Source organism: Clostridium sp. AT4 (genome assembly GCF_001517625.2).
Classification (GTDB): Bacteria; Bacillota; Clostridia; order Lachnospirales; family Lachnospiraceae; genus Enterocloster.
In genome coordinates, this window is sequence record NZ_LN999827.1 from 500,841 (window position 1) to 516,340 (window position 15,500).

The window sequence follows — 15,500 nt, forward strand, 5'->3', positions numbered from 1 at the left end:
GCTTTTGTCTCCTTTAACAAAAATAGAGGAATCCCCCGAAAGAGAATCCTCCGTTTTTTAATGTACCATGCAACATTTAACCCTTTACACCGCCGGCTGCGATACCGTCAATAAAGGAATCCTGGGCGCAGAAAAATACCACCAGGGAAGGAATAATGGAAATCAGGGACATTGCCAGAATCCGGTTCCACTGGAAGCCTACGTCGCCGTCCATAGACATACGCAGATATACGGAGTTGGTATATTTATCCATATCAGCGATATAGATCAACGGGCCCTGGAAGTCATTGTTGGTCCACATGAACTGGAACAGCGCACAGGATACCAGTGATGGCTTTAACATAGGCACGATTACATACCACAGTGTTTTTAAGGTGTTGCAGCCGTCAATCTTAGCCGCCTCCTCCAGCTCTTTTGGTACGCCTCGTAAGAACTGGATCAGCATGAATACAAAGTAGGTATCAGCTGCAAATAAGGACGGGATAACCAGAGGCAGGTAGGTATTTACCCACTTCCAGTTGTTGAACATGATGTACTGAGGTGCGTTTAATACAACCTGAGGAAGGAACAGGGTAGACATCAGCAGTGCAAAAAAGATGTTCTTTCCTTTAAAGTTGAAACGTCCAAAGCCATATGCTGTGATCGTTGCGGATACAACGGTAAAGATAACCTTCGGAATAACGATCTTGTAGGTATTGATCAGAGATTTAACCAGATCGATCTTTCCTCCGTAACTCTTAAATGCATTGTCATAGCCGTCGAATACAGGATTCTTCGGGATAAACCATGCGCTGGTGAAGATCTCGGAGTTGGTCTTAAAGGTTGCTCCCACCATCCAGATCAGAGGATACACCATGATAATCCCTACCAGGATCAGAAGGGTGTAGCGGATCACAGTACTGATTTTTCTTCTTGTCTCTCTTGTCATCTGATTCTACCTCCCATCCTCATCTGAATAGTAAACCCACTTCTTCTGGCTGACAAATGCAACAACGGTCATAGTCATAGTAATCAAGAACAGGATCCACGCCTGGGCGCTTGCCATACCCATCTTGTGGCGGAGGAATGCGTTGTTGTAGATCAGCATGGAGATCAGTGTGGTTGCTCCGTTTGGTCCGCCCTTGGTTACAAGGAACGGTCCGTTGAACTCCTGGAATGCCTGGCATAACTGGGTAACCAGGTTGTAGAAAATAACCGGTGTGATCAGGGGTACGGTAATCTTAAAGAACTGTGTCCACTTGCCGGCGCCGTCGATAGAAGCCGCCTCATAAAGATCCTCAGACACACCCTTTAAGGCTGCCAGGAAGATAACCATGGCGGAACCGAACTGCCATACACGGAGAAGTACGATCACCATCAGGGCGCTCATGTCTCCGGCCATCCAGTTGATCTCCGGGATACCGAACGCGCCTAAAACGGTGTTGATCAGGCCGTCTGTGTTAAATACAGCTCTCCACAGGATAGCGATCGCGATGGAGCCGCCCAGAATGGAAGGGATGTAGTAAGCGGTTCTGAAGAAGTTTACGCCCTTTAACTTAAAGTTTAAGATGTAGGCAATAAACAGAGCGAACATCAGCTTTAAGGGCACGTCAAAAATGGCGTATTTAAACGTTACCACAAAGGCGCGGATGATATCGGGATCCGTAAAGATCTTCTCGTAATTCATCATGCCGTACTTGGTAATGCCATTGAAAAGGTCGTAGTTGGTGAAGCTGTAAAAAAGGGATGAGAGGAAGGGATATACCTTAAACAGGATAAAACCAACCAGCCAGGGCAGAATGTACAGAAGGCCGATATTCAGCGCCCAGAATCCTTTCTTGTTTTTCATACGGTTACCTCCATAATATTTCGTACTTTTATACGCGGTCCGCATACTTTTCTGCCAGGAGAGTGCCCAGGGCGCAGCCCTTTTTTATGGCGTATGCGAGCTGCTCGCCGGAAGCCTCTTTGGAAGCTTCCAGATGTTTTCTTATGCCTTCACGGAACATGTCCTGGAGCGCTCTGTAATGCTCATAGATCTCCGGAGACATCTCCTCTATCATGTCGATCAGCAGGACCAGATCTGCCTCGCTGAGAGTTTTCTGTGTTTTAAAATAAGTAACAATACTGCTGTAATTTTCTTTGTTTTTAACTGCTTCTCTGATTTCTTTTTCTGTCATATTCACTGTTCCCCTCAAAGGGAGGCAGCGTCTGAAAGGGACGCTGCCGTTTATTTCTTGCGGATTAGTAGTTGCTGTAGCACTCATCAATGCCCTTAAGCAGTTCCTCGGCAGCCTCGGCAGATGTCGTGTTGCCTGCGGACAGCTTACCGAATACCTTGTAGTATACGCCGTCAGGGTTAGCCTTTAAGTCATTATGCTCGAAGTAGGGATCCAGAGGGAACTTGCTGTATGCAGTCACCTTGGAGTTTGCTTCCTTAACCATCTCATCGCCGATTCCCTTCTCATTGAGAATCTCAATTGCCTTCTTGGAGCAAGGGATACCTCTCTCAGTACCGGAGATTTCGATGCCTTCATCCTCATTTAACAGGAAGTTGATCAGCATGGCTGCTTCCTTCGGATGCTCAGAATTTGCTGCAACTGCAAATGCCATGGATACCTTGGTAAATCCGCCGTTGTGATCGCCGAACTTGATGAAGTCGCCGATTACCAGCTCCTGTCCAGGCTTATCTGTACTCTCTGCGATCGCCTGCTGGAACTTGCTTACAGAAGAATCCCACTCAAGGATACCTGCATACTTACCGTTGATCCACTTAGCGTTCTTGTCAAGAGAGTCTGCCATATCGCCCTGAAGTGTAGCCAGAGTAGGAATTACATGATTCTCTTCCAGCTTTGTGATGAAATCCATACCTTCCTGGATCTCTTCCTTTGTATACTGAACAGCTCCGTCCTCTACCCAGGCCTTGCCGTACTTGCTCTCTAAGTAGTATACCAGGAAGATCGCACGGTCGTACTCGCCCAGTGCCAGAGGATAATAATCGTCGCCGTATGCCTTAAATGCCTCTCCGGCTGCCAGTAAGGATGCCTCGTCTGTAGGAAGCTCGCATCCGATCTCATCAAATGTGGTCTTATTCCAGTAGAACAGACGGCCTGTCAGAGAAATCGGAACTGCCATCAGCTTTCCGTCTGCCTTACACTGATCCAGAACCTCCTGGTCAAACTGTGTCAGATCGATCACATCGCTGTACTCGTCCAGATTTACGAAATTCTTGCCGTTTCCGCTGTAGGAGGTAATCCAGTTCCAGTTGATCTGCATTACGTCAGCTGCATTGCCGCCCTGGATTGCCAGAGCCTGCTTCTCTTCCCAGCCGGTCCATGCGCCATACTCAGCCTCAACCTTGATGTTTGGATACTTTTCCATGAAAGCTGCGATTGCCTTCTCAGTTGCCTCATGACGGGCATCACCGCCCCACCATGAAAACTTTAAGGTAACTTCCTCATTGCTTGCTGCGCCATCGCCGCCCTCAGCTTTACCTGCTGCAGTTGTATCTGTAGATGCGGACGTACCGCCGCAGGCTGCCAGAGATAATGCCATGGTAGATGCCAGAGCCAGAGATACTGCTTTTTTGAAATTTCTCTTCATTTTACTCTCTCCCTTTCTTTTCCCCTTCGCATACACATTTTGCAAAGGTTTGCAACATTGTTCTGAAAATTGTGCACATCCGCTAGGTAAGCGTTTACAAATTTGTATACTTTTAAGCAAACGTGCTTATTTCTCATGGTAATTTCATAATATCATTAACCCTATCAGTTGTCAATTATGTATTGTGTATATTTTTACACTTTCTTTTTATGCAATATGTCTAGTTTTCTTCTCTGTTTTTTTGTGATAAGATGGTTTCAAGACAGAAAATGATATTTTTGGTGGTAATGCAAGTATTTTTTACCAAATTAAGGGAGAATAGATCCAGACAGTCATGGCATTTATTACCCGTTTTTGGGCTGCAAACGTTTACATATCATTTTCTTTCATACTGTCTTTAAAAACCCTTATATATGTGTTACTATTTTTAAAGGATAAAGGAGAATTATATCATGATGAAGATTTTGGACCATTACATTGACCAGCTGTTAGACAAGAGTACGCCTCAGGCTCCGGTCTGGAACATCGAAAAGATCAAAAACGGCGGAGCTTCTACCTGGAACTACATTGACGGCTGTATGATCAAGGCCATTCTTGAACTGTACCATATTACCAAAAATGAAAAATACCTGGAGTTTGCCGATGCCTTTATCGACTACTTTGTACAGGAGGACGGCTCCATCACTTCCTATGATCCAAAGGAATATAATCTGGACAATGTAAATGCCGGCAAAACCCTTTTCGATCTCTATGAGCTTACCGGACGGGAGAAGTACCGCAAAGCCATCGACACGGTATACAGCCAGCTGAAAGGGCAGCCAAGAACCACAACAGGCAACTTCTGGCACAAGATGATCTATCCAAACCAGATCTGGCTGGATGGCCTGTATATGGCCCAGCCCTTCTATATGCAGTACGAAGTAACCTATAATAATGGTGCCAACTGCCGGGACTCCTTTGAGCAGTTCCTTCATGTATATGACCTCATGAAAGACACACGCAACGGCCTGTACTACCACGCATATGATGATTCCAGAGAATCCTTCTGGTGCGACCCCGTCACAGGCCTGTCAGACAATTTCTGGCTGCGCGCACTGGGCTGGTATGCCATGGCCCTGATCGATACCATGGAGGTAATGCCGGGATCCATGGCCCAGGAGAAGGAAAAGCTGGGCGCTATTTATAAGGAACTGATCGATGCCATGCTGCCCTATCAGGACAAGGAAACCGGTATGTGGTATCAGGTTGTAAACAGAGGCCGCATTAAGCCAAACTATCTGGAAACCTCCGGCTCCGCCATCTTCGCCTATGCGATCATGAAGAGCGTGCGTCTGGGCTATCTGGATGAAAGCTATTTTACCTTTGGAGAAAGGGCATTTACCGGCATCTGTGAAACATATCTCTCTGAAGAAAACGGAGAACTTCAGTTAGGCGGCATCTGCCTGGTTGCAGGACTTGGAAATAAAGAAATGCGGGAAGGCACCTTTGACTACTATATGAGAGAACCCATTGTAAAAAATGAGGCAAAAGGCGTAGCCCCTCTGATCCTTGCTTACATTGAAATCCTGCTCCGCGAAAAGGCAGGCACACAGGAGTAGATTTTATGCTGAAAGAAGAACGACAGGCACTGATCTTAAACAAGCTTCATACATCAGGAAAGGTTGTGGTAAGCCAGCTGGCAGCCGACCTTAAGGTTTCCGAGGATACAGTCCGCAGAGATCTGCTGGATCTAGATCAAAAAGGACTGCTAAAACGGGTGTTTGGAGGGGCAATCCCTCTGGAACGTCCGGTCATCGGTTTTTTCGACCGGGAAGAGGCAGACGTAGAGCTGAAGCAGAAGCTCGCCGAAAGAGCCCTGGGCTTTCTGGAACCCGACCAGCTGGTAGCCATTGACGGCAGCAGCACCAATCTGCAGTTTGCTAAGAATATCCCTCCCGATATGAAACTTACGATTTTAACAAACAGCTACAGCATCGCCCATGTGTGTTCCATGAAGGAGCAGGTAAAGGTGATCGTTCTGGGCGGGGATCTGTTAAAGGATTCCATGACAACCGTAGGTGAAACGGCAGCTGCTCAGGCAGCCGCCTACCATCCGGATCTGTGTTTTATGGGCGTTTATGCCGTACACCCCGAATACGGCATGACGATTCCCTATCCTGAAGAGGTAAGTATCAAGAGCCAGCTGATCCGATCCTCCAGACGGGTCATCGCTCTGGTGGATCCCGTGAAGCTGAATACCGTATCACGATATCATGTATGCGGGATTGAAGCCTTTACAGCCCTTATTACAGACGGATCTGTGGAAGGCGAGATGGCTTTGGGATACCGGAACCGGGGACTGGATTTTATATAAAAACGGCCTGCAAAGCCTCTCTTTGCTCTTTTTGCGTTTGTTTGCGTTAGTTTTTCTTTAATGCGTGCGTTAGTTTGCGTTTTTAATAATTTATGTATTCACATGATTTTATTTTTGCGCAAATTAACGCATTTTTTTGCGATATTATGCTTGACATTGTGCTGTATGGCGCTATAATAAATGTATAAACCAGTATGAAATACAGCAATTTGAGGAGGATTTTGTTTATGAGATTTTTCGTTGATACTGCTAATGTAGAAGACATCCGCAAGGCAAACGATATGGGGATCATCTGCGGAGTTACAACCAATCCGTCTCTGATCGCCAAAGAAGGCCGCGACTTTAAGGAAGTAATCTCTGAGATCACATCCATCGTAGACGGCCCTATCAGCGGCGAGGTAAAAGCTACAACCACAGACGCAGAAGGCATGATCGCAGAAGGCCGCGAGATCGCTGCCATCCATCCAAACATGGTTGTAAAAATCCCCATGACCGTAGAAGGCTTAAAGGCTGTAAAGGTGCTTTCCGCAGAAGGCGTTAAAACAAATGTTACTCTGGTATTTTCTGCTGCACAGGCACTGCTGGCCGCCAGAGCAGGAGCGACTTATGTATCTCCTTTCTTAGGCCGTCTGGATGATATCTCCATGCCGGGCATTGACCTGATCTACGATATCACGGAGATTTTCCAGATGCACAATATCGAAACAGAGATCATTGCAGCCAGCGTGCGCAATCCAATCCATGTGATCGACTGCGCCAAAGCCGGAGCAGATATCGCTACCGTGCCCTACAAGGTGCTGGAGCAGATGACAAAGCATCCCCTTACCGATCAGGGAATTGCAAAATTCCAGGCAGATTATAAGGCTGTGTTTGGCGAATAATAATATGAAAAATGCCAGCTCCGTTTTCGCTTGCGGGGCTGGCATTTTTCATATTAAAACAGTTTCTGTTACATGATCCGCACATGCTTCAAAGCGCCTGTCTTTGAAAACTCGGTCCATTCGCACACATTTACGGCATGGTCTCCGATGCGCTCCAGATATTTGGCGACCATCAAAAGATCGATTCCCTGATCTGCCTGATCCGGCGATGTTTTCAGCAGGCTGATCACATCTGTCTTTACCTGATTAAACAGGCTGTCTACTCGATCATCCATACGGATGATTTTTTCAGTTTCTTCCAGATCCTGGGAAATAAAGGCCTCTACCGCATCGTGAACCATTTTCCTGGCTTCTTCCGCCATAAGAGGAAGATGCTTTACAATGTGATAAGCGTGTTCGCTTTTAATCCTCAAGATCAGCTCTGCTATATCGGAAGCATGATCTCCGATACGCTCCAGATCCGTAACCACCTTTAAAGCGGTGGAAATCTGGCGCAGGTCGCAGGCTACGGGCTGTTGGCGCAGGATCAGAGACAGGCAGCGGGATTCTATAGCCCGCTCCATATCATTAACCGTCCGATCCCCCTTGATGACATCTTCTGCAAGTGTATAATTCTGATCCTCAAAAGCCACAAAGGTCTGCTCAATGGCCTTTTCCACCATGAACGCCATTTCTCTTAAATCCTTATTCAACTCTTCCAACTCATGTTCATAAGTTATGCGAACTGTCATATCTTTTCCTTTCCGCCGCGGTTTTACTGTCTATCAGCCGAAACGTCCTGTAATATAGTCCTCTGTACGCTTATCCTTTGGCATGGTAAACAATTCGTTTGTACAAGCATATTCTACCACCTCTCCTACAAGGAAAAAGGCTGTATAATCTGCAATACGGGCCGCCTGCTGCATATTATGAGTTACAATAGCCACTGTATATCTGCTCTTTAAATCATCCATCAGATCCTCGATCTTCAACGTGGAAATGGGGTCCAGGGCAGATGTAGGCTCATCCATAAGAAGAACCTCCGGCTCTACCGCCAATGCCCTTGCAATGCACAGACGCTGCTGCTGGCCACCGGACAGTCCCAGAGCAGATTTCTTTAAACGGTCTGAAACCTCATCCCAGAGAGCCGCCCCACGCAGACTTCTCTCCACTATCTCGTCCAGTTGAGCCTTATTTTTAATCCCGTGGATCCTGGGGCCATAAGCAATATTGTCATAGATACTCATTGGAAATGGATTGGGCTGCTGAAAAACCATTCCCACCTTTTTGCGCAAAAGAGTCGTATCTACCTGGGGATCATAAATATTTTCATCATCCAGAAGAACCGTTCCCTCGATTTTTACATTGGGAACCAGATCGTTCATTCTGTTTAATGTTTTTAAAAAGGTCGATTTTCCGCAGCCGGAAGGCCCGATAAAGGCTGTAATCTTATTTTCATATAAATCCAGATTAATATTTTTTAAAGCATGATTTTCTCCATAGTACAGATTTAGATTCTGTGCGGAGATTTTTACCTTGTTTTCCACAGTTTTTCTCCTTTTGACTGCCTCCGGCGCTTATCGGGTTTCCACATTAAAGCGATGGGACAAATATTTTGCAAGACCGTTAATACCCAGAACGATTACCAGAAGTACCACAGCTACTCCAAATGCCTCATTATATTTTGCCTTCTGCATAAACAGATACAGCTGAATCGTCAGCGTTCCTCCGGACTCAAAAATCTTGCCAAGAATATTTTTGGGCAGATAGTAACCGCTTCCTGCAGTGAATAAAAGAGCCGCAGATTCTCCTACAATACGTCCGATAGCCAGGATCACGCCCGTAACAATACCCGGCATAGCACTGGGAAGAAGAATCGTACGGATCATGTACCATTTGGTAGCTCCGATCCCAAGAGCGCCATGACGGTAACTGTCCGGCACCGTCTTTAAAGCCTCCTGTGTCGTTCTCGTGATCAGGGGAAGGATCATCAATGTCAGCGTCAGGGAACCGGTAAGAATGGAATAACCCAGACCAATGGTATTTCCAAAAAATACCATTCCAAAAAGTCCAAAGATAATGGAGGGAATACCCGAAAGGGTTTCTGTCGTAAATTCGATCATCCGGACAATCTTCCCCGGCTTTGCATATTCATTCAAATAAACGGCAGAACCTACGCCAATGGGAGTAGCGATCAACAGTGTAATTACCACTATGTAGATCGTATTAATAATATTTCCCAGAATACCAAAGGTTCCCTTGACCGCACTGGAAGCAGTGCTTAAGAAAGACCAGGTCACATGAGGAATCCCTCTTACAAATGTATATCCCAGAATGCCCACAAGAATAAGCAGAGAAACAGCGGTACAGCCATAAATAAGACCTGTGAGCAGCATATCTGACGAACGGACATGCTTTCCGTAAATGCTTTCTCTAACTTCAGAATATTTATTAAGCCTGACGGCTGCTTCACCTGTCATTCTTCTTATCTCCCTTCTTAAGAATTCCTGTAAGGCTGATATTGATCAGCATAATAAATACAAAAAGTACAAGTCCAATAGTAAAAAGCACCTGCCTGTGGAGACCGGAAGCGTATCCCATTTCAGCCACAATAGCGGTTGTCAGGAAACGGACAGAATTAAAGGGCAACGGAAGGTTCACCGAGCTTCCGGATACCAGACTGATGGCCATAGCTTCTCCAATGGCGCGGCCCGTTCCCAGTACAATAGCTGTGATAATACCTGACTTGGCCGCCGGAAGCACCACATGGAAAATTGTCTGGATCCTGGTAGCGCCCATTGCCAGAGAAGCGCTTCTGAAGTGCAGAGGCACAGCTCTCAGAGCAGACTCGCTGATGTTGATCACTGTAGGAAGAATCATCAGAGCCAGCACCAGCACTGCTGAAATCAGGTTTGCTCCTCCGGTAAACTGATGATCTGTTCCCTTAAAAATGATCAGCTCCAGCTTATACATCAGCGGATTTAAAATCAGAATACCAAGAAGTCCATAAATAACAGACGGAATTCCAGCCAGAAGTTCTACTGCCGGGCGCACTACAGATACAATCTTTTTCGGTGCGATTTCCGCCAGAAACACAGCGGTCATCACTCCAATAGGAACTCCGATGAGGATCGCAAGGAAGGTTCCCACAATAGAAGTCAGGATAACATATAAGATACCAAAGCTGGGATCTGCGGCATCCGGCTTCCACACAGAACCGAACAGGATATCTGTAAGACCCACCTGAAACAGGGCGGGAGTGCCGCTGATAATCATATACAGTGTAATGGATGCAACAGCCAGAACAGCGAAAAAGCCGCAGGCGGTGAAAATCACCTGTGCAGCTTTTTCTACGCCGGACTTGCTGCCATGATGGGAACGTATGGAACAGGTTTCCGTTGTCATTGCAGATCGTCTCCTTTCCAGCCCGGATTATTTCTCTACAGAAATCAGTCCTACAGACTTTACAAGTTCAGCGCCTTCCTCAGAATAAATGAAGTCAAACAGAGCCTTTACCAGATCATTCTGCTCAGAAATCTCACCCTTGGTAGCCATTACGAAGGGACGGCTTAAGAAGTAGGCTCCAGCCTTAATGTTTTCTTCTGTAGGCTCTGCGCCCTCCAGCTTTACTGCTTTTACCGTATCATCCAGTACGTCTAAGGACACATAGCCTACGGCTCCGGGAGTAGAAGCAACCTTTGCCATGACAGCTCCTGTGCTGTCCAGCTCATTTGCATATTTGCACTTATCTTCCAGCTCTAACAGTTCTTCAAAAGCGGTTCTGGTACCGGAACCAGACTCACGGCCTACGACTACGATCGGAGCGTCATTTCCGCCTACATCCTTCCAGTTGGTTACTGTTCCGTCATAAATGCCGGCCAGCTGATCCTTTGTCAGATCTTCTACCGTATTAGAAGGATCAACAACCACTGCAATACCGTCGATTGCTACTATATTCTCAGCGATTCCCTTTGCTTTTTCCTCGTCTTTTAAGTTCCTGGAAGCGTTTCCGATATCTGCTGTTCCATTTGCAGCTGCCTCAACGCCTGCACCGGATCCTACAAACTCTGCCGTCACAGTGACCTTAGGATATTTTTCCATGAATGTTTCACTGAGTGCATTTGCGAACTTCTCCATAGAAGTAGAACCTACCATGCTGATGGTTCCGCTTAAATCAGCAGCAGCCTCTGTTTTCTCCTCTTTCTTTGCTTCCGTGGTATCAGCAGCCTTGCTGTCTGCCGCTGTTGTTGTCTGTGCCGCTGTTGTCTCTTTAGAAGAACTTCCGCAGCCTGCCAGCATACCTGCTGCCATCACTGCTGTACCAACTGCTGCCAGAATCATTTTGCTGTTCTTTTTCATAATATTCTTTCCTCCACGTTGCGCTCTGCGCTTTATTTTCATTGTGTTGTGTTCTTCGCTACATGGAGGAGTATACAAAAGTTTTACATTGAGAGAAAGCAAGGAAAGGTATAAGTTTTGTAAATTCTATGTAAACTAACGCGTTTTATGGAAAAATAACAAAAAAATACCGGCAAAAGCAGTCTTTGCTTTTCCGGTACTACAGTCTATTTTTTCGCGCCTGTGTTTTTTATAAAATCATGGCCGCATTTGGGACAGCGGATGCTGACCTTCCCATGATTTCTGGGAATACGTATCTTCTGTTTACAGCCTGGACAGCTGAAAATCTTATATCTGCGTCTCTCCTCCAGATGGAAGCGCCAGCCTTTTAAGCGCTCTGAAACCTGAAAATGCAGACGGAGATAGGCATTATTTTCCTGACTGCGCCTGGTAATATTCCGTGAAAAAATCCGAAAATACAGAATCGCCAAAAGGACGATCAGCACACTGCGGAGCAATGAGCCGAGCCAGTAGGAGCGTATAAAAAAGCTTACTGCTGCCAGTACAACGATCACAAGCGACAGAAATCTTCCCAGCTGGTCTGCGCCGTATCGGCCGATCATAAAATGCCGAAACTTCTCTTTTAGGTTTTGCATGGAATGTATCCTTTCTTACACTAAACGGATATTTCATACAGATCCGTCAATCCGTGCCATTCTATTTTCCCTTTCTATCCGCCGGCAGATCTGATTAAATTCATTTTCCGGGGGCGGAGGCAGGGGCAGGGGGCTTGTATTTCTCATCGCCTCCTCAAACTCCTTTAAAATCTGTTCATCTGAAAAGCCGCTTATGATTCCCGGCTCTCTCTGCATACGATCCTTTTGATCTGGTTTTTTGCTGTTAAATTTTCCCACGGGTCACCTCTGTTTACCAAATCTCCTTATATTCCCTGATGCTTTAGGGTTGACTTTTTGCAGTTAACGCTTACTATAGTACTATAGCACCTCTGTTTTGCCGTGCTGTTACAGATACTCATTCAGGAGGTCAATTATGAAAAAAATCATTCTGACCGGCGGCGGCACTGCCGGCCATGTCACTCCAAACCTGGCCCTGCTTCCATCTCTTAAGGAAGCCGGATACGAGATCCGCTATATCGGTTCTTATCAGGGAATCGAGCGAAAACTTATTGAAAATGCAGGCATTCCTTATGACGGAATCTCCTCCGGTAAGCTGCGCCGGTATTTTGACCTGAAAAATTTTTCAGATCCCTTCCGTGTGATCAAGGGCTATGCCGAGGCAAAACGCCTCTTAAAACGCTATAAGCCGGATGTTGTATTTTCAAAAGGCGGATTTGTAGCCGTTCCGGTTGTACTGGCCGCGAAACACTATAAAATCCCCACCATTATCCATGAATCTGATATGACGCCGGGACTGGCAAATAAAATCTGCATCCCCTCTGCCGCAAGGGTTTGCTGCAATTTTCCCGAAACTATGAAATATCTTCCCGCCGACAAGGCAGTTCTCACCGGCTCTCCCATCCGCGCAGAGCTTTTAAAGGGAGAACGGACTTCCGGACTGGCTTATGCGCACTTAAAAGAAGAGAAACCAGTCCTGCTGATCATAGGAGGCAGTCTTGGGTCTGTGGCTGTCAACACCGCTGTGCGCCGTATACTGCCCCGTCTTCTGCCCTCTTTCCAGATCATACATATCTGCGGTAAGGGCAATCTGGATGAATCTCTCATCGGCACCGAGGGATATGTGCAGTATGAGTATGTAGACGCTCCGTTAAAACACCTCTTTGCAGCGGCAGATATCGTTATTTCCAGAGCCGGAGCCAACTCCATCTGCGAGCTTTTAGCCCTCCGCAAGCCCAATCTGCTGATCCCGCTGTCCGCAGCTGCCAGCCGGGGCGATCAGATCTTAAATGCGAATTCCTTTGCAAAACAGGGCTTCAGCAAAGTCTTAGAGGAGGAAGCCATCACAGATGACCGTCTCTGTGAGGCAGTGAATGAGCTCTATGCCAATCGTTCCTCCTATATCAGCGCTATGGAAACAAGTAAGTTAAACCATGCAGTGGAAACCATCATGACGCTGATCAATGAATGTTCCGCAGGGAAATAGTCGCTTCTACGGCCACATTTCATTTCTGAGAAGGGTTTCCATATGCTTTCTGATACGGCTCACTCTGGAGTAACAGGCCTTTTCTGAAATATTCAGGATCTGGCATACCTCCTCTGTGGGCCTTCCCTGTATCAGTTTTAAATTTGCCACCTTCTGCCAGTTATCAGGCATATTCTCAATTGCATCCAGTATGGCGATACATCGCTCTTTACTGGCTACATACTCCGGAATACTCTGCTTTCTATTCTGTATCCTGAAGTCTTCCATTATAAAATCATCATTATCTACATCCTCACAGGTTCTGTTTTCAAGCCTTCTGCGGTAATCTACACAACGGCTTTTCACAATCCGGCCAAGAAGTATCCTCTTGCCCGTTTCTGTCTGCTCCAGAGAATAATCATACTGGGCATAGGAAACAAATGTATCCTGAACGATGTCGTCTATATAATCTACAGGAATATTATATCCATAGGCAAGTCTGCGGACGGTACCTTCATACTCCTGGTACATCTGCTCAAACCGCCTTCTGGCTTTTTCATCCATCTTCTTAATCATTCCTGCTTTCGAAAACTGCCTTTTATTTTTTCTGCCAGCTCTGTAAGATCATCTCCGGAAACAGCTCCGGGTGTCCAGCTGACTATATTGGGTCCCCCCTCATAGCGGGGGATCACATGCATATGAAAATGCATCACGGTCTGTCCGGCTGCCTCTCCATTATTCTGAACCAGGTTAAAACCTGCACAGCCTAATCCTTCTTTCATCGCTGCGCCGACCTTTGCTCCTATAGCAAGCACTTTCGCAGCTGTTTTCTCATCCAGTGCGCATACATCCGCAAAATGATTCTTGGGCAGAATCAGGGCATGGCCTCTGGTCGCCGGTCCCAGATCCAGAATAACCCGAAACATATCATCTTCATATACTGTTGCGGACGGTATCTCTCCGTTTGCAATTTTGCAGAAAATACACTTATCGTCTGTCATTTTGACATTCCTCCCTCCTGCGGCCCGAACCGCTTTTCATACCATACGATAAAAGCATATCCGGAATGATTATCCATTTTCAATGTCGTTTACAATCATTTCCAGATATGCTTAATATTAACATAACTTTAATCTCTTGTTAAGTGGGTTGCATTCCCAATATGGAAAATTCTCCCCATCCCCTGTAAAAATCGCCCAATTAAGGAAGAATTATGTAAATTTTTCACAGTACAAATTTACCGTCATTTGGATTGCCTCTGCTCTGGTTACAACTCGGTTCATATCCTGGCAGGTATCTTTGATCCATCCCAGTTTTTCTGCCTCCCGGATGCATTCCAGACTTCCAATCCTTCTCTGCTGTTTGGGGCGGAATGCCCTGACAGTAAAGCTTATGAGTTCTCCCAGTGTCAGCGGATCATCCGGACGGAAGCGATCATCCGGTGTAGTCTCTGGATCAATAAGGTTTTCATCCCAGGCCGCCTGAATCTGCTCCGCATCATACTCATAACGGCTTAAGTCACAATACTCACCCTGCCAGGGGCGTCTGAGCGTTGGTTTCACTGCTTTCAGGAACAGAAATACAAACTGCGCCCGTGGCATTTCCTCCAAGGGATGGAGATATCGCACGCAGGGGTCTAAAAGACCGTATTTCATCGCCTGCTTGAGCATTTCCACATCCTTTTTGGTCAGGCTGCGGCAGTCCTCATAGGGGAGCTCCGGCAGATCCATGCTCAGATTAGGCCGCTCCTCGATCCTGCTGCTTTCTGCCTGTCCCTGAGGACGAAGGGACAGATCCGGTTCCCAGCCACCAGAAACGGTATGGTTCATATGACTGCACAGCGGCTCAATTCTCAGCCTCCGTATTTCTTTTACCATCATATCGGCCAGAAGAGCTCCGCCGTAATCATTTACATGGGTGGTATCATTAAAATAATTCTGGCAGGTCTCCGGCCCCATGGAACAGAATGCTTCAAAAGTCAGGCTGTGAAGGTCAATCACAGGAACGTTCATCTCCTGCCCCACACGTCGGATACTGTCTGCATGAGCCTCCAGCAGATCATACCAGCCCTTTTCGTCCCGAACCGGAATCCGGCTCATAGGGGTAACAAGCACCAGTACAGCGCCCAGCCTCCTGGTTTCCATTACATAGCGGCGAACATTGGACGCAAACTGATCATAGGCCTTTAAATTCCTGCGCTTCTGGTCATTTTTCCGTAGCATTTTCAAAGCATTGATCTGTAAATCTGTACTCTGCCATCTCTTTTA

General features: G+C 46.5%; 18 protein-coding genes. 4 read left to right on the forward strand and 14 right to left on the reverse strand.

All coding sequences use genetic code 11. The features are described 5' to 3' along the window. Positions 1-76: 76 nt before the first annotated feature. From BN3656_RS05500 to BN3656_RS05515, 4 genes are all read right to left on the reverse strand, one after another. Positions 77-928, reverse strand: a complete 852-nt coding sequence (locus BN3656_RS05500) for a carbohydrate ABC transporter permease (protein ID WP_066545013.1) — start codon at positions 926-928, stop codon at positions 77-79. A gap of 6 nt (positions 929-934) precedes the next feature. Beyond that, on the reverse strand, positions 935-1,828 hold the full coding sequence (locus tag BN3656_RS05505) for a sugar ABC transporter permease (RefSeq protein WP_066545017.1): 894 nt from the start codon (positions 1,826-1,828) through the stop codon (positions 935-937). A gap of 28 nt (positions 1,829-1,856) precedes the next feature. Further along, positions 1,857-2,159, reverse strand: coding sequence for a hypothetical protein (locus tag BN3656_RS05510; RefSeq protein WP_066545019.1), 303 nt, complete (start codon positions 2,157-2,159; stop codon positions 1,857-1,859). A 64-nt stretch (positions 2,160-2,223) separates the two neighbouring features. Continuing rightward, on the reverse strand, positions 2,224-3,582 hold the full coding sequence (locus BN3656_RS05515; protein WP_066545021.1) for an ABC transporter substrate-binding protein: 1,359 nt from the start codon (positions 3,580-3,582) through the stop codon (positions 2,224-2,226). A gap of 455 nt (positions 3,583-4,037) precedes the next feature. On the opposite strand from BN3656_RS05515, the gene BN3656_RS05520 reads away from it, so the two are divergent. From BN3656_RS05520 to fsa, 3 genes are all read left to right on the forward strand, one after another. After that, positions 4,038-5,180, forward strand: coding sequence for a glycoside hydrolase family 88 protein (locus BN3656_RS05520; protein ID WP_066545317.1), 1,143 nt, complete (start codon positions 4,038-4,040; stop codon positions 5,178-5,180). A gap of 5 nt (positions 5,181-5,185) precedes the next feature. Further along, positions 5,186-5,935: a DeoR/GlpR family DNA-binding transcription regulator gene (locus tag BN3656_RS05525; protein ID WP_066545023.1), complete on the forward strand. Its 750-nt coding sequence runs from the start codon at positions 5,186-5,188 to the stop codon at positions 5,933-5,935. A gap of 227 nt (positions 5,936-6,162) precedes the next feature. Beyond that, positions 6,163-6,816: a fructose-6-phosphate aldolase gene (gene fsa, locus BN3656_RS05530; protein ID WP_066545026.1), complete on the forward strand. Its 654-nt coding sequence runs from the start codon at positions 6,163-6,165 to the stop codon at positions 6,814-6,816. Between the two features lie 68 nt (positions 6,817-6,884). On the opposite strand, the gene phoU is transcribed toward fsa, so the two are convergent. The 7 genes from phoU to BN3656_RS05565 all read right to left on the reverse strand — a co-directional run bounded on the left by phoU (position 6,885) and on the right by BN3656_RS05565 (position 12,047). Further along, entirely contained in the window at positions 6,885-7,547 is a 663-nt protein-coding gene (gene phoU / locus BN3656_RS05535; protein ID WP_066545028.1) for a phosphate signaling complex protein PhoU, read from the reverse strand. Between the two features lie 33 nt (positions 7,548-7,580). Next, on the reverse strand, positions 7,581-8,342 hold the full coding sequence (pstB, locus tag BN3656_RS05540; RefSeq protein ID WP_066545031.1) for a phosphate ABC transporter ATP-binding protein PstB: 762 nt from the start codon (positions 8,340-8,342) through the stop codon (positions 7,581-7,583). A 30-nt stretch (positions 8,343-8,372) separates the two neighbouring features. Then, positions 8,373-9,275, reverse strand: coding sequence for a phosphate ABC transporter permease PstA (gene pstA / locus BN3656_RS05545; RefSeq protein WP_066545032.1), 903 nt, complete (start codon positions 9,273-9,275; stop codon positions 8,373-8,375). Further along, positions 9,265-10,200: a phosphate ABC transporter permease subunit PstC gene (pstC, locus tag BN3656_RS05550; protein ID WP_066545033.1), complete on the reverse strand. Its 936-nt coding sequence runs from the start codon at positions 10,198-10,200 to the stop codon at positions 9,265-9,267. Before pstC ends, pstA begins: the two co-directional genes overlap by 11 nt. Positions 10,201-10,227: 27 nt before the next feature. Then, positions 10,228-11,154 (reverse strand): phosphate ABC transporter substrate-binding protein, encoded by a 927-nt coding sequence (locus tag BN3656_RS05555; protein WP_066545034.1) that lies wholly within the window; start codon positions 11,152-11,154, stop codon positions 10,228-10,230. Positions 11,155-11,360: 206 nt separating this feature from the next. Next, positions 11,361-11,789 (reverse strand): hypothetical protein, encoded by a 429-nt coding sequence (locus BN3656_RS05560; RefSeq protein ID WP_066545035.1) that lies wholly within the window; start codon positions 11,787-11,789, stop codon positions 11,361-11,363. A gap of 33 nt (positions 11,790-11,822) precedes the next feature. Next, positions 11,823-12,047 (reverse strand): hypothetical protein, encoded by a 225-nt coding sequence (locus BN3656_RS05565; protein ID WP_066545036.1) that lies wholly within the window; start codon positions 12,045-12,047, stop codon positions 11,823-11,825. A 136-nt stretch (positions 12,048-12,183) separates the two neighbouring features. Here BN3656_RS05565 and BN3656_RS05570 point away from each other — a divergent pair, with 136 nt between their 5' ends. After that, a complete protein-coding gene (locus BN3656_RS05570; RefSeq protein ID WP_066545038.1) occupies positions 12,184-13,254 on the forward strand; it encodes an undecaprenyldiphospho-muramoylpentapeptide beta-N-acetylglucosaminyltransferase in 1,071 nt (356 codons plus the stop codon). Positions 13,255-13,260: 6 nt separating this feature from the next. Here the strand turns inward: BN3656_RS05570 and BN3656_RS05575 are convergent, their stop codons facing one another. From BN3656_RS05575 to BN3656_RS05585, 3 genes are all read right to left on the reverse strand, one after another. Continuing rightward, positions 13,261-13,809 (reverse strand): RNA polymerase sigma factor, encoded by a 549-nt coding sequence (locus tag BN3656_RS05575; protein ID WP_066545041.1) that lies wholly within the window; start codon positions 13,807-13,809, stop codon positions 13,261-13,263. Beyond that, positions 13,806-14,234, reverse strand: coding sequence for an HIT family protein (locus BN3656_RS05580; protein ID WP_066545043.1), 429 nt, complete (start codon positions 14,232-14,234; stop codon positions 13,806-13,808). Before BN3656_RS05580 ends, BN3656_RS05575 begins: the two co-directional genes overlap by 4 nt. 210 nt (positions 14,235-14,444) lie before the next feature. Continuing rightward, positions 14,445-15,461 (reverse strand): hypothetical protein, encoded by a 1,017-nt coding sequence (locus BN3656_RS05585; RefSeq protein ID WP_066545048.1) that lies wholly within the window; start codon positions 15,459-15,461, stop codon positions 14,445-14,447. Positions 15,462-15,500 lie beyond the last annotated feature (39 nt).

Bases quoted from the DNA above. Each gene is read 5' to 3' on its own strand.
- BN3656_RS05515 (WP_066545021.1), bottom strand. From the start codon at position 3,582: ATGAAGAGAAATTTCAAAAAAGCAGTATCTCTGGCTCTGGCATCTACC.
- pstC (WP_066545033.1), bottom strand. From the start codon at position 10,200: ATGACAACGGAAACCTGTTCCATACGTTCCCATCATGGCAGCAAGTCC.
- BN3656_RS05510 (WP_066545019.1), bottom strand. From the start codon at position 2,159: ATGACAGAAAAAGAAATCAGAGAAGCAGTTAAAAACAAAGAAAATTAC.
- BN3656_RS05520 (WP_066545317.1), top strand. From the start codon at position 4,038: ATGAAGATTTTGGACCATTACATTGACCAGCTGTTAGACAAGAGTACG.
- BN3656_RS05525 (WP_066545023.1), top strand. From the start codon at position 5,186: ATGCTGAAAGAAGAACGACAGGCACTGATCTTAAACAAGCTTCATACA.
- BN3656_RS05505 (WP_066545017.1), bottom strand. From the start codon at position 1,828: ATGAAAAACAAGAAAGGATTCTGGGCGCTGAATATCGGCCTTCTGTAC.
- BN3656_RS05560 (WP_066545035.1), bottom strand. From the start codon at position 11,789: ATGCAAAACCTAAAAGAGAAGTTTCGGCATTTTATGATCGGCCGATAC.
- pstA (WP_066545032.1), bottom strand. From the start codon at position 9,275: ATGACAGGTGAAGCAGCCGTCAGGCTTAATAAATATTCTGAAGTTAGA.
- BN3656_RS05575 (WP_066545041.1), bottom strand. From the start codon at position 13,809: ATGATTAAGAAGATGGATGAAAAAGCCAGAAGGCGGTTTGAGCAGATG.
- phoU (WP_066545028.1), bottom strand. From the start codon at position 7,547: ATGACAGTTCGCATAACTTATGAACATGAGTTGGAAGAGTTGAATAAG.
- BN3656_RS05580 (WP_066545043.1), bottom strand. From the start codon at position 14,234: ATGACAGACGATAAGTGTATTTTCTGCAAAATTGCAAACGGAGAGATA.
- BN3656_RS05570 (WP_066545038.1), top strand. From the start codon at position 12,184: ATGAAAAAAATCATTCTGACCGGCGGCGGCACTGCCGGCCATGTCACT.
- fsa (WP_066545026.1), top strand. From the start codon at position 6,163: ATGAGATTTTTCGTTGATACTGCTAATGTAGAAGACATCCGCAAGGCA.
- BN3656_RS05555 (WP_066545034.1), bottom strand. From the start codon at position 11,154: ATGAAAAAGAACAGCAAAATGATTCTGGCAGCAGTTGGTACAGCAGTG.
- BN3656_RS05500 (WP_066545013.1), bottom strand. From the start codon at position 928: ATGACAAGAGAGACAAGAAGAAAAATCAGTACTGTGATCCGCTACACC.